This window comes from Pseudoxanthomonas sp. LjRoot143 (assembly GCF_964252945.1).
Taxonomy (GTDB): domain Bacteria; phylum Pseudomonadota; class Gammaproteobacteria; order Xanthomonadales; family Xanthomonadaceae; genus Pseudoxanthomonas_A.
In genome coordinates, this window is record NZ_CAXUPM020000001.1 from 169720 (window position 1) to 182403 (window position 12684).

The window sequence follows — 12684 nt, forward strand, 5'->3', positions numbered from 1 at the left end:
CACAATGTGCCGGTGAAGCGCGCGACCATTCCCACCTTCGTGTTGTCCTGCTGCCTGGCCCTGGCCGGGCCTGCGTTCGCGCAGGAGCGGGCGGATGCCTACGTTCCCGCCAGCGGCGACGCCTCGATCGACCGCCATCTCGCCGATATCAACGAGTACGCGAGCCGCTACCCGGCGGCGTTCGCGGACGAGATGGGACGCTACTACGCGGTGCCGCGCGCCTACGTGGAAGCGATGCAGCAACAACCCGACTGGACGGCTGGCGACATCTTCATGGCCTGCGCACTGGCGCAGATCGTGGGCCAACCCTGCCGCGCGGTCGTCCGCGAATGGTCACGCGACCATGAGGGTGGCTGGAAGGCCGTGGCAGGCCGCCTGCAGGCGGAACCGGGCACCGCGCAGTATCGCCGCCTGCGCAGCGCCATCGAGGCGAGCTATGCGCGTTGGGGGCGGCCCTCGCCGCGCGACTGAGCGGGCGGATGGCCGAGCGGTCTAGGGTGCCTTGCGGGCGTACATGATCAGTAGCACCAGCGCTTCCTCGCCATCCTGTCGAATCGCATGCGTGCTGCCGGGCCGCGTCAGCAGGGCGTCGCCGGCGCGAACCGTCCGCGTCTCGCCATCCAGCTCGTAGATGCCACGTCCGCCGAGCACGTAATAGATCTCGTCCTTGTGGTGCTGGTGCAGGCCGATACCGGCGCCCGCATGCAGCACGCGCTTGCGGAACTCGAAGCCCAGCCCGGGCGCATCCTTGAAGAACGGGTAGGCGGTGGTGGTTCCCGCGCCACCGTGCGGACCGGGCTGGTCGATGGCGATGTCGCGCTCATGCACGACGAGCGAGGGGTTCGCCTGGGTCTTACGATCGGTCAGTGCGGTGTCCGGCGCACCGCAATCGGTATCGCGCTTCACGTGCACGCCGAGCGACGGGTCGATCCGCTTCCAGCCCGCGACGACCAGGCACGCGGCCATCACGGCGCCGCGTTGCTGGAAATGGGTGTCGTCCTGCTGGTCCTGTGCCGGGACGTGCATGAAGTACGCCTTGCTCGCCTCGTCTCCGGCGGCGCGCAGCCAGTCCATGCTGAGGGCGGTCAGGTCGACCAGTCCTACCTGTTCGCGCTGGGCGAGATCGCGCACCGCCTGTGCATACAAGCCATGGGTGTCGAGCAACTGGCCGCGGTCGAACTTTCGGCGTGCCACCGGCGTCACCAGAATCGGTGTGGCGCCCTTGTCGCGCGCCAGCGCGACGTAGCGCATAAGCCATTCTGGAAACGCGCGCTGCGGCTCGTTGTAACGGGTGGGGTCTTCGATTTTCTCGTCGTTGTGGCCGAACTGGATCAGCAGTACATCGCCGCGACGCATTTCCTTCGCCATGCCGTCGAACCAGCCTTCGGCGACGAAGCTGCGCGAGCTTCTGCCGCTCTGTGCGTGGTTGCGGACCACAAAGGCCTTCCCGTCGAGAAACCCCTGCAGCTGCTGGCCCCAGCCTTCGCGTGGCGCCCGCTCCGGGCCGTAGTGGCTGGCGGTGGAATCGCCGGCGATGAAGACCTGTCGCGGCGGGGTGGCCTGCGCAAGATCGGGCAGGGCGGCGAGCAGAAGCAGCGAAGCGAGCGGACGGATCATGGCGACACCGTATCGGAGAGTAGAAACGACACGGGCCGCGTCTGAAAGCAGCGCGGCCCGTGTTGTTGAAGCAGGAAGCGGACGCTCAGCGTGCCAGCCAACCGCCATCGACCGGAATGACGGCGCCGTTGACATAGTCGGACGCACGCGAGGACAGGAACACCGCAGTACCCCCCAGATCCGACGGCTCGCCCCAGCGGCCGGCCGGGATACGGTCCAGGATCGCCTTGTTGCGGTCTTCGTCCGCGCGCAGCTGCGCGGTGTTGTCGGTGGCCATGTAGCCGGGTGCGATGGCGTTGATGTTCACCCCCTTCGCGCCCCACTCGTTGGCCAGCAGGCGGGTGATGCCGGCGATGCCCGACTTGCTGGCGGTATAGGAAGGCACACGGATGCCGCCCTGGAACGACAGCATCGAGGCGATGTTGATGATCTTGCCGCGGCCCTGCGCGATGAAGTGCCGGCCCGCTGCCTGCGACATGAAGAATGCGGACTTGATGTTGACGTTCATCACGTCGTCCCAGTCCTTCTCGCTGAAATCGACCGCGTCCGCGCGGCGGATCAGGCCGGCGTTGTTGACCAGGATGTCCAGTCCACCCAGGCCGTCCACGGTTTCCTTCACCAGACGCTCGACCGGCTCGATGCTGATGAGGTTCGCTTCCAGGTTGAGGAAGCGGCGACCGAGCGCACGCACCTTCTCGCCGGTGTCGGCGGCTTCGACGATGCCGGCGGCGGCGATGTCGGCACCGGCTTCGGCCAGCGCCAGCGCGATGCCCTGACCCAGGCCGGTGTTGGCGCCGGTCACCAGCGCGACCTTGCCTTCGAGACTGAACGGATTGCTTGCCATCGTGGATTCCCTCGGATGTTGGGTGGCGCCGCGGTTACTTGAGCTGGCAGATGTCCAGCACGTGCATGTCGGTGTAGTCCAGGTTCTCGCCGCCCATCGCCCAGATGAAGGCGTAGTTGCTGGTGCCCGAACCCATGTGGATCGACCACGGCGGAGACACCACCGCCTCGTCGTTCTGCACGACGATATGGCGCTGCGCTTCCGGCTCGCCCATGAAGTGGTAGACGCGGTCGTTGTCGGCCAGGTCGAAGTAGAAGTAGACCTCGCTGCGGCGGTCGTGCAGGTGCGGCGGCATGGTGTTCCACACGCTGCCCGTCTTGAGTACGGTCAGGCCGAGCAGCAGCTGCGAGGACTGGCAGGTGGCCGGCACGATGAACTGGTAGATCGTGCGTTCGTTGCTGGTCTCCAGCGCACCGCGCTCCAGCGCCACCGCGTCCTTGATCGACAGCTGCTTGGTTTCGAAGCGCGCGTGCGCCGGCGTCGAGGTCAGGTAGAACTTGGCGGGATTGGCGGCATCGTCGGATTCGAACGCCACGTCGGCGCTGCCCATCGCCACGTACAGGCCATCCTTCGGACCCAGCGCATAGCTCGTGCCGTCGACGGTGACCTTGCCCGAGCCGCCACCGACGTTGATCACGCCCAGTTCGCGACGCTCCAGGAACGGCTTGCCGGCGGCCGATGCGGGCTCGGTCTGGCGCGGCAGGTCGACCTTCTTCGACACCGGTGCGGCGCCACCGATCACGAAGCGCTCGTTGTGCGAGTAGTTCAGCTGCACCGTATCCGCAGCGAACAGGTTGCCGATCAGGTAGCGGTCGCGCAGCTGGTCGTTGCTGGCGCCGTCCATCATGTCCGGATGGGTGGCGTGGTAGGTCTTGCAGAACATGGGCGGGCTCCGTTTGGTGCGGACGCCCTTGGAGAGGGCATCGGGAAGGTCGTGGGAGGGGAGTCTAAAGGCTTTGGTAACCGGTGTCATTTTGCGTTGCGGCACCGGGACGGCCGCAGGCGCGCCGGGCGTGGCCTTACTCGGGGGGCTGTGAGGAGTCGCGGATGACCAGGTGCGGGCGGATGCTGGCGGCGGCGAGCATCGGCGTGCCTTCCGGCTGGATCAGCATCGCGGCAGCGGTACGGCCAGTGTCGCGGGTGTTGCGGCGGACCGAGGTCAGCGAGGGCCACAGTCGCGAGGCGAGCGGACTGTCGTCGAATCCGACCACCGACAACTGGCGCGGGATGCTGATGCCGGCGCGCATGGCGACCTTGTAGACGCCGGCCGCCATCTCGTCGTTGCCGGTGAAGATGGCGGTAGGCCGGTTCTTGCCGGACAGCAGCTTCTCGGCGGCGACCACACCGGACTCGAAAGTGTAGCCGGCTTCGATGATGCGCGACTTCGGCAGTTCGAGCCCGCGTTTGGCGAGGGCCTGCACGAAGCCGTCGGTGCGCTCGATCGACGACCGGTACGCGGCCGGGCCGGTGATCAGCGCGATATCGGTGTGGCCCAGCGACAGCAGGTATTCCGCTGCTTCGGCGGCGCCGTCGCGGTCGTGCGTGACCACCATGCGCGAAGGTTCGTCCATCGATACCGAGGCGATGCGCGTGTAGCGGCAGCCGATCTCGGCCAGCATGTCGGCCAGCGCCTGGTCTTCCGAGGCGCGCGGCACCAGCATCACGCCGTGCAACTTCTGCTGCTGGACGAAGCGTCGCACGCCGTCGATGTAGCCCGGGCTGCGGCTGTCGCAGGGATGCACGACCAGCTCGAAGCCCGAGTCCCGCAGCGCGTCCAGCGCGCCGTACTGCATGTTCACGATGTACTGCGCAGTCGGGTTGTCGTAGACCATGCCGATCAGGAACGAGCGGCGGAACGCGAGGCCGCGCGCCATCGGGTCGGGCACGTAGCCCACGTCCCGCATCAGCGCCTCGACCTTCTCGCGGGTGTCCTTACGGACCAGTGGCGAGTGGTTGATGATGCGCGAGACGGTCTTCTTGGAGACGCCGGACAGCCGTGCGATGTCGTTGATGGTCGCGGCCTTGCCACCGGTGGGCAGGGCAGCGGGGGTTTCTGGCTTCTTGCGCGCGGGCATGGGGCAGGGCGGGTCCGTTCGTCTGTCGGAAGGATTCTAGCGGCTGGGGGTCAGTCCAGCGCGCGGTAGCGGAAATTACGGAAGTGCACCTTGCCCTGGCCGGCGGCGTACAGGGACGGCTTGAGGGCAAGGAAGCCGCCGGCGACGTTGTGGTGGTAGCCGGAGACTTCCATCTGCACGGGATACTTGGTCCAGGCCTTGCCGTCCGTGCTCGTATGGATCGTAAGGATGTGGCGGTTGTGGGTGACCCGCAGCCAGAGCTTCCCGCCTTTCGTGCTGGGAGCGAGTTTTCCGGGGCGCTCCAGGCCGTAGCGGTGCATGACGAACTGCTCGCCGTTGCTGCCCACGCCGGCGTACAGCCGATCGTTGTAGAACAGCACCGCGCCGCCCTGTGCACCGGGTTCGACGTCCATCTCGACCTCGAACTGGTAGGCCAGGTCGCCGGCAATGACGCCCAGCGGCGAGCTGTCGCGGGGCGAAGTGCCCTTGCCTTGCAGCGTCATCACGCCATCGCCGAACGTGAGTCGACGCGACTCCTCAGGCGCCGGATCGTAGAACGCCCACTGCGGACCCAGCCCGCCGCTGCGGAAATCGTCCGACAGCGCCATGCCATGCGGCGACAGCGCCTTGCCGGCGGGCTTGCGCAAGGGGCGGCTCAGGTCGCCACCCTTGGCGACGAACCAGCCGTCGTCCGTCCATTCGATCGGGTCGAGCAGGGCCTGCCGGCCCAGCGTCCAGAAATCGCGCTCGTAGCCGTGGTAGATCATCCACCACTGGCCCGCCGCGTCCTCGACCAGCGTCGCGTGGCCGCGGGACCACCAGTACTGCTCGCGCGAGGTCGTCCGGACCACCGGATTGTTGGGCGCGTTCTGCCACGGTCCATGGATCGAGCGTGAACGCGCGACGATCACCATGTGCCCGGTCGGCGGGCCGGCCGTGCCACCGACGGCGGTGATCATGTAATACCAGCCGTTGCGGAAAGTGATCTTCGGACCTTCCTGCGCATACCCCTCGACATCCCACGACTCTGGATAGCGCCAGCCGTCGTAGACATGCTTCACCTCGCCGACCGTGCTCAGGCCATCGTCGGCCAGTTGCACGTAGTCGCCGGCACTGAGGAACAGGTAGCGCTTGCCGTCCTCGCCGACCGCGTGGCCGGGATCGATGTGGCCGGGCAGGCCGATGTCGATCGGCTCGCTCCACGGACCGCGGATATCGTCGGCCCACACCACGAAATTGCTGCGCCGTGGCGATTCCGTCCCGCCCACGCGGGCAGGGAAATAGATGTAGTAGCGCCCCTGGTGCTTGACCAGGTCGGGTGCCCAGATCGAACCGACGTTCTTCGTGATCGCATGCCCGACCGGCTGCCAGTTGATCAGGTCGCGCGAGTGCCAGACCGGCAGGCCCGGGTAGGCGGTGAAGGACGATAGGGTGAGGTAGTAGTCGTCCCCATCCTTCAGCACGGACGGGTCGGGGCGGTCTCCCGCCAGCACCGGATTGAGGAAGGTGCCGTCGCCCAGATCGGCCTGGCGCTGGTGTTCGACGCCGCGCTTCCACGCGAGTTCGTTCGCACCCTTGGCGTAGGCCGCCAGCGGCGCCAGCAGGCATAACGCGACCATCCACGATGTCATTCGCATGCGGAATCCTCTAGTTCGGTGGCGTGTGACGCGCCTTCCATTGCGGGTAGTCTTTCGCCAGCAGAGACGCCGGCCAGCCGCCATACCATTCGTAGCCGGTGCGGCGTTCACGCGGAATGTCGTCGTAGCGCGCCACGCGCACGCTGTCGCGCGTCGCCAGCACGACGCTGTTGTCCCGCACGTCGTAGAAGCGCGCCCAGAGCCCCGTCGCGGCCGGGTCGGCCACCAGCCGCCTGTCCTTGGCGCTGCTGTGGTACTGGAACTGCTCCGCGGGCGCGTCGAAGGTCTCGATCCGCCAGCCGGTGATCTCGACGCGTTGCAGCCATGCGACGCCGCCCTGCACGGCGGCCACGATGTCGGGCGACGGATCGGAAATCGACATCAGGTAGCGCAATACGCCGACCGTTTCCTGGCCGGTGATCGATGGCAGTTCGAACTTCCGCCCCTGTGCGGGCTGCAGGGACGTGGCGTCGTACTGGCCCGCCCACCCCGCGAGCGCGTCGCCCTGGCGCACCTGCAGCCGCAGCAGGCACGCATCTCCCTTGGCGATGGCTTCGTGCACGCGCGTGCGCAGTGCGGTATCGACGAACGCATAGCGGCGCGTGTCGGTCACCACCTTGCGCAGCGTGCCGAGCACGCCGGCCGTCACGTCGTCGGCGATGGTGATGTGCGGATGATAGGACTGCGTGGCCGGCACCGTATGTGGCCAGCCGCCACAGGAAGGAATCTGGTGCGCGAGCGTGAACGCAATGCCCTCCAGGCTGCCGTCGCGATAGCGCGCATCGCCGGTGATCGCGTACGCCGTGGCCAGGTAATCCATCTGCGTGTAGATATTGCGGTTGTCGAAGCTGCCGCCGAACTTGCGCGCTTCCGCGTCGAAGCGCGCCTTCTCCGCATCGTCCAGGATCCGCGCAGGATCCTGATTCTCGATCCAGCCGCCGTCCGAACGCTGGTAGCGCAGGATGTTGTCGGCGATCTGCGCGACCTGGTCCGGTGCGTAGCGCGGATACTTGTCGCCATGCACGTTGCGCCAGTGGTGGATGGCGTCCTCGAAGCCGGTCAGTGATGGCGGCGCGCCGGCCTGCGCGCATGCCGCCGATGTCGGCATCAGCAGCAGCGCAGCAATGAAGGCGTGCGTGGTCGTCATCCCTTCAATGCCCGCGGCAGCCACAGCGACAGTTCGGGGAACAGGGTCACCACCAGCAGGACAGCCAAGCCGGCCAGCCAGAACGGCCAGATCGTGCGCATGCTCTGCGCGATGGTGATCTTGCCGATCGCCGTGCCGATGAACAGCACCGAGCCCACCGGTGGTGTCACCAGTCCCAGACCGCCGGTCAGTACCAGCACCAGGCCGAAATGGATCGGATCGATGCCGTAGGCGCGCGCCACCGGCAGGAAGATCGGCGTGCAGATCAGGATCATCGGCGCCAGGTCCATGAAGGTGCCCAGCAACAGCAGTATCAGTACGATCAGCAGCAATACCGTGTACTTGCTGTGGGCGATGGACTGCAACGCCTCGACCGCCGCTGCCGGCACCTGCAGGTAGGCCAGCAGCCAGCCGAACACCGCGGCGGTGGCGATCACGAACAGGATCACGCCGGTCGTGCGTGCCGCATGCGTCACCGTGGCGAAGAACTCCTTCAGCGACAGCTGGCGGTAGAGGACGCTCGTCACCAGCAGCGCATACACCACGGCGATCGCGGCACTCTCGACGGCGGTGAAGATGCCGGCCCGGATACCGAAGAAGATCAGGCCGACCAGACCCAGTCCCGGCAGCGCGGCCACCAGGCGCAGCATCACCGCCCGCATGCCCGGGAACGGCTCGGTGCCGTAACCGCGCCTGCGAGCCACTGCCCAGCCCGTGACCATCAGCACGGCCGTCATCAGCAGTGCGGGCACGATGCCGGCGGCGAACAGGTCGGCGATGGAGAGACCACCGCCGGCGGCGGCGGAGAACAGGATCAGGTTGTGGGAGGGCGGCACCAGCAACGCCACCAGCGCTGCGGTGATGCTGACGTTGACGGCGAAGTCGCGGTCGTAACCCCGCTTGACCATCTGCGGGATCATCGTGCCACCCACCGCCGAGACGTCAGCGATGGCCGAACCCGACACGCCGCCGAAGAACAGCGACGACAGGATGCTGACCTGGCCCAGGCCGCCACGCAGCCGACCCACCAGCGAGGCCGCCAGGCTGATCAGCCGCTCGGAGATGCCACCGCGCAGCATGATCTCGCCGGCGAAGATGAAGAGCGGGATGGCGATCAGCGACGCCGAGCCGGTGCCCGACGAGATCTGCTGCACCAGGACGATGCTGGGCAGATCGAGATAGAGCAGGGTCGCCAGCGACGCGGCGGCCAACGCATACGCGACGGGCACGCCGACCAGCAGCAGGATGGCGAAGACGGAGAAGAGCAGGGTGATCGCCATGGGTCAGCGGGCCTCGTCGGTCAGCGGCGCGCGCAGCACCAGGAGCAGTCGATACAGGGCGAACACGACCATCAGTACGCCGCCGATCGACAGCGGCAGGTAGCCGATGCTCTGCGGCATGGGCGCGCCTGCGATGCGGATATCCAGGCCATCCAGCAGCAGCACCGCGCCCCAGTAGGCCATCACCGCGCCGATGGCGGCGATCACCAGCGGCGACAGGGCATGCAGCAGCGTCCTGACGCGCGGACCCACGGCGTCTGCCAGCAGGAAGAAACCGAAGTGCCGGTTCGTGTGCACGCCGGCCGCTGCGCCCAGGCTCATGGCGGTGGTCAGCAGCAGCACGGTGACCGGTTCGGTCCAGCTCGGTGAGTCGTTGATGACGTAGCGGGCGATCACCTGCCAGCCCTGCACGACCACCAGGCCAAGCAGGGCGATGACGGCGACGGCGATGGCCGTATTGGAGAGCAGGTCCATGGCCCGCTGCAGGGGCGTGGCGGGAGGCGGCGTGGATTCTTCGGACATCGTCGGTTCTCAGGCCAGGTCGCGGATGCGGCGGTACAGCGTGTCGATCGCCGGGTCTTTGCGGTATTCGGACAGCAGTGGCTGCGATGCATGCGCGAACGCAGCGAGGTCCGCTTCGTTGTGCTTCACCCCCGCGGCGAACACGGCTTCCCTTGCCTTGGCTTCGGAAGCGTCCCACAGCGTCCGCATCACGCCGACCGATTGCTTCGCGGTCTCGATCAGCAGTTCGCGGTCGCGAGCCTGCAGGCCGTCCAGCGTGCGCTGCGACACCAGCAGGACATCCGGCGCATACGAATGGTTGGTCTGCGACCAGTAATGGGCCGCCTCGAAGTGGCGGCTGGAATGGAAGCTGCGGATGTTGTTCTCGGCACCATCGATCATGCGGGTCTCCAGGCCGGAGAACACTTCGCCCAGCGACAGTGGCGTGGGATTGGCGCCGAACAGGCGCAGCATGCGGATGAAGATGTCGGACACCGGCACGCGGATCTTCAGGCCGTGCAGGTCGGCGGGCGTGCGGATGGCATGCTTGGTGTTGTAGAAGCAACGCGCGCCGGAATCATAGATGGCCAGGCCGACCAGGCCACGCCGCGCGAAGCCGTCGAGCACCACCTGGCCGACACCGCCGTCCATCGCGCGCCGCATGTGCGGCACGGAATCGAAGACGTAGGGCAGGCAGAGCGCCTGGGTCAGCGGGAACGCATTGTTCAGTGCGCCGGCGTAGACGCGGGTGATGTCGATGGCGCCGAAGCGCGCCATGTCGATGGCTTCGGATTCGCGACCCAGCTGGCCGGAGTGGTACTGGCGCAGCGTCACGCGACCGCCGGTTTCGCGCGCCAGGGTGTCGCCGATCCATTGCACGGCTTCGACGGTCGGGTAGTCCTTCACGTGCACGTCGGTCGCGGTGAGCACGTGCCGGCCTTCGTCGGCCAGGACACGGCCGCCCAGCAACGGCAGGGTAGCGGCGGCACCCAGACCGGTGCCGAGAAAACGACGACGGTTCATCATGCGCGCCAATCCCCCTCGTCCTTCGGTGTCGCGGCGGTGGCCACGCATTCGATGCTGCCATGTCCGTCGAAATCGATACGGGCCTGCTGGCCGGGCAGGATGTCGTGGATACCGGTCGCATTGCCGGTCGCGATCAGATCACCGGCCTTGAGCGGCCGACCGCGCCGCGCCGACCGCGACAGGGCGAACGCAAAGGCTGCACGCAGGCCGCCGGGCAACGTGGTGGCGCCGCCCTGACCGACCTGACGGCCGTCGATCCAGGTGGAGCACGTCAGCGAGGCATCGCTGCGCTCGGCCCAGACGGGAATTTCGGGTCCCACGACCAACCCGTTGTTGTTGCCGAAGTCCGACACCACGACGCGGGGGCCCAACTGGTTGATCGTGGCCAGCGGACTGCTCGCCACCTCCATGCCGATGAACAGCGTGGACGGGACGGCAGCGGCTTCCTCGGGGGTCCAGTCGGTCTTGTCGGCTGGCGCATCCGCGTCCAGGCGCAGTACGTACTCCGCTTCCACCGCACCGAAGCCGCCGTCGAAGACCTGGAAAGCCGATTGACCACCGGTGGTCATCTGGAGCTGGCGGGCGAAGATCGGGCCCAGCAGCCGCTCGTCGCCGGACGCGTCGCGCCGCTCGGGTGCGATGAAGCCGACCTTCCAGCCCACCACCTGGTCCGGCCACTTGGCGATGGCCATGTCCTGCACGCGGTAGGCGGTGACCAGGTCGTCCGGAATCTCGCCGGGAAAACCCGGCAAAGCCCGGCCCTGGCGGCGCGCACCGACAAAGCTGTCCGCGATGGCGGCCAACGTGGGGGCCGCCGCACGTGCGGCGTCGAGGGTGCTTTGGTCGTTACTCAAGTGGGTTCTCCCCGCTGGGTTTTGTTGCACCGCCGAGTGACAGTGCAGGCTGATGGCCTGTATATGGTAAACCGGTGTCATTGACAATGTGCACTGCCGCAAAATCCATCCCGATGCCACGATGCATCGATCCACTCCTGGGAGGGAGCCAATGCTTCATATCCGTTTCCCCGCGCGAATCGGCGGGCTGACCCGCGGCCTGGCCGCCCTGATGCTGGCGTTTGCCACGATTCCAGCAATCGCGGCCGACGCGCAGACACTGGCGTTCCCCGGTGCGCAGGGCGCGGCCGCGCATACCCCCGGCGGTCGTGGCGGCAAGATCGTCCGCGTGACCAGTCTGGCGGCCGACGGCCCCGGCTCGTTCAAGGAAGCGGTGACGGGCAAGGGACCGCGCATCGTGGTGTTCGAAGTCGGTGGTGTGATCGACCTCGGGATGAAGGAGCTGCGCATCACCGAGCCGTTCCTGACCATTGCCGGACAGACCGCGCCGCATCCCGGCGTCACCATCATCAAGGGCGGGTTGACGATCGCCACGCATGACGTGGTGATCCGCCACATCCGCATCCGTCCGGGCGACGGCGGCATGCCGAAGCGTTCCGGCGACATCGATGCCATCACGACGGTACGGGGTGCACACGACGTCATCGTCGACCACTGCTCCCTCACCTGGGCGACCGACGAGAACCTCAGCGCGTCCAGCACACGCTTCCACGGCGAGAACGAAGCCGAGTGGATGGCCAATGCGTCGCGTCGGATCACCTACAGCAGCAACATCGTCAGCGAAGGCCTGGCGCACTCCACCCACCCCAAGGGCGAGCATTCCAAAGGCTCGCTGATCCACGATCACGTCAACGAGGTGCTGATCGTCGGCAACCTCTACGCACACAACTACGAGCGCAGCCCACTGTTCAAGGGCGGCGCGCGCGGCCAGGTGATCAACAACCTGATCTACAACCCCGGCCAGCGTGCCATCCACTACAACCTGATCGCCGAAGAATGGCTGGGCCATCCGTATTCGAAGGGCGAGATGGTGGTGCGCGGCAACGTCATGCGTGCCGGCAAGTCGACCGAGCCGCTGGCGTTCGTGATGATCGGCGGATCCGGCGACGTCGACCTGTTTGCACAGGACAACCTCGTCGTCGATCGCATGGGCAACAAGAGCATCCAGGAGACGGGAAGCTACACCACGGCACCCGCCAGGCTTAACCGCGTGAAGACGGCGCCCGCGCTGCCGTTCGGCGTGACGCTGCTGCCGTCGGCCAAGGTGCAGGATGCGGTCATCGAGAACGTGGGTGCCACACCCTGGAACCGCGACCTGGTCGATCGTCGCATTGTGGCGGACGTCATCGAAGGGCGCGGCGAGATCATCGACAGCCAGGAGCAGGTCGGCGGCTATCCCCAGTACAAGGAAGCACGCAAGCCGTTCGTCGAAAGCGAATGGAATCTCGACGTGATGGAGCCGCTGGCCGGCTATCCGCGCGGTGAACCGCTGCGCTGACCTGCGCTGCGTCGGCACGGCCGACGATGACGCATGACATGAGGGGCCCGCCGTGAGGTGGGCCCTTCGTCTGTCGGGCTGTCGATGCAGTCGATACGTGGTCAAGGGATGACCAGCAAGGTGGAGTGGCGGGGTGCATCCATGAGTCGCGAACGGGCCTGGATGCCGCGTCCCGGGCTGCGGCAGGAAACAGGTCGGACGCACC

12 protein-coding genes are annotated in these 12684 nt (G+C 67.0%); 2 read left to right on the plus strand and 10 right to left on the minus strand.

The window, feature by feature from the left end; genetic code table 11:
• Nucleotides 1-12 precede the first annotated feature (12 nt).
• A complete protein-coding gene (locus ACSQ1W_RS00760; RefSeq protein ID WP_343227271.1) occupies nt 13-471 on the plus strand; it encodes a hypothetical protein in 459 nt (152 codons plus the stop codon).
• Between the two features lie 21 nt (nt 472-492).
• Here the strand turns inward: ACSQ1W_RS00760 and ACSQ1W_RS00765 are convergent, their stop codons facing one another.
• From ACSQ1W_RS00765 to ACSQ1W_RS00810, 10 genes are all read right to left on the minus strand, one after another.
• Nucleotides 493-1617 (minus strand): cupin domain-containing protein, encoded by a 1125-nt coding sequence (locus ACSQ1W_RS00765; protein WP_436041281.1) that lies wholly within the window; start codon nt 1615-1617, stop codon nt 493-495.
• 85 nt (nt 1618-1702) lie between these two features.
• On the minus strand, nt 1703-2461 hold the full coding sequence (gene kduD / locus ACSQ1W_RS00770) for a 2-dehydro-3-deoxy-D-gluconate 5-dehydrogenase KduD (RefSeq protein ID WP_192270762.1): 759 nt from the start codon (nt 2459-2461) through the stop codon (nt 1703-1705).
• 34 nt (nt 2462-2495) lie between these two features.
• Nucleotides 2496-3344 carry a 5-dehydro-4-deoxy-D-glucuronate isomerase gene (gene kduI, locus ACSQ1W_RS00775; RefSeq protein ID WP_192270760.1) on the minus strand — a complete coding sequence of 283 codons (849 nt, stop codon included), beginning with the start codon at nt 3342-3344 and terminating at the stop codon, nt 2496-2498.
• Between the two features lie 136 nt (nt 3345-3480).
• Entirely contained in the window at nt 3481-4536 is a 1056-nt protein-coding gene (locus ACSQ1W_RS00780) for a LacI family DNA-binding transcriptional regulator (protein ID WP_192270758.1), read from the minus strand.
• Nucleotides 4537-4586: 50 nt separating this feature from the next.
• Nucleotides 4587-6173 carry a family 43 glycosylhydrolase gene (locus ACSQ1W_RS00785; RefSeq protein WP_436041282.1) on the minus strand — a complete coding sequence of 529 codons (1587 nt, stop codon included), beginning with the start codon at nt 6171-6173 and terminating at the stop codon, nt 4587-4589.
• Between the two features lie 10 nt (nt 6174-6183).
• Entirely contained in the window at nt 6184-7320 is a 1137-nt protein-coding gene (gene pelA / locus ACSQ1W_RS00790) for a pectate lyase (protein WP_436041283.1), read from the minus strand.
• Nucleotides 7317-8600 (minus strand): TRAP transporter large permease, encoded by a 1284-nt coding sequence (locus tag ACSQ1W_RS00795; protein ID WP_436041284.1) that lies wholly within the window; start codon nt 8598-8600, stop codon nt 7317-7319. The genes pelA and ACSQ1W_RS00795 overlap by 4 nt, the downstream gene beginning before the upstream one ends.
• A 3-nt stretch (nt 8601-8603) precedes the next feature.
• A complete protein-coding gene (locus tag ACSQ1W_RS00800) occupies nt 8604-9122 on the minus strand; it encodes a TRAP transporter small permease (protein WP_436041285.1) in 519 nt (172 codons plus the stop codon).
• 9 nt (nt 9123-9131) lie between these two features.
• Nucleotides 9132-10127, minus strand: a complete 996-nt coding sequence (locus tag ACSQ1W_RS00805; RefSeq protein WP_436041286.1) for a TRAP transporter substrate-binding protein — start codon at nt 10125-10127, stop codon at nt 9132-9134.
• On the minus strand, nt 10124-10981 hold the full coding sequence (locus ACSQ1W_RS00810; protein ID WP_436041287.1) for a 2-keto-4-pentenoate hydratase: 858 nt from the start codon (nt 10979-10981) through the stop codon (nt 10124-10126). Before ACSQ1W_RS00810 ends, ACSQ1W_RS00805 begins: the two co-directional genes overlap by 4 nt.
• A 151-nt stretch (nt 10982-11132) precedes the next feature.
• On the opposite strand from ACSQ1W_RS00810, the gene ACSQ1W_RS00815 reads away from it, so the two are divergent.
• Complete coding sequence (locus ACSQ1W_RS00815; protein ID WP_436041288.1) at nt 11133-12479, plus strand: pectate lyase family protein; 1347 nt, start codon at nt 11133-11135, stop codon at nt 12477-12479.
• Nucleotides 12480-12684 lie beyond the last annotated feature (205 nt).

Excerpts from the sequence above, each read along its gene's own strand:
- ACSQ1W_RS00765 (WP_436041281.1), bottom strand. The coding sequence starts at position 1,617 with ATGATCCGTCCGCTCGCTTCGCTGCTTCTGCTCGCCGCCCTGCCCGAT.
- kduD (WP_192270762.1), bottom strand. The coding sequence starts at position 2,461 with ATGGCAAGCAATCCGTTCAGTCTCGAAGGCAAGGTCGCGCTGGTGACC.
- kduI (WP_192270760.1), bottom strand. The coding sequence starts at position 3,344 with ATGTTCTGCAAGACCTACCACGCCACCCATCCGGACATGATGGACGGC.
- ACSQ1W_RS00780 (WP_192270758.1), bottom strand. The coding sequence starts at position 4,536 with ATGCCCGCGCGCAAGAAGCCAGAAACCCCCGCTGCCCTGCCCACCGGT.
- ACSQ1W_RS00785 (WP_436041282.1), bottom strand. The coding sequence starts at position 6,173 with ATGCGAATGACATCGTGGATGGTCGCGTTATGCCTGCTGGCGCCGCTG.
- pelA (WP_436041283.1), bottom strand. The coding sequence starts at position 7,320 with ATGACGACCACGCACGCCTTCATTGCTGCGCTGCTGCTGATGCCGACA.
- ACSQ1W_RS00795 (WP_436041284.1), bottom strand. The coding sequence starts at position 8,600 with ATGGCGATCACCCTGCTCTTCTCCGTCTTCGCCATCCTGCTGCTGGTC.
- ACSQ1W_RS00800 (WP_436041285.1), bottom strand. The coding sequence starts at position 9,122 with ATGTCCGAAGAATCCACGCCGCCTCCCGCCACGCCCCTGCAGCGGGCC.
- ACSQ1W_RS00805 (WP_436041286.1), bottom strand. The coding sequence starts at position 10,127 with ATGATGAACCGTCGTCGTTTTCTCGGCACCGGTCTGGGTGCCGCCGCT.
- ACSQ1W_RS00815 (WP_436041288.1), top strand. The coding sequence starts at position 11,133 with ATGCTTCATATCCGTTTCCCCGCGCGAATCGGCGGGCTGACCCGCGGC.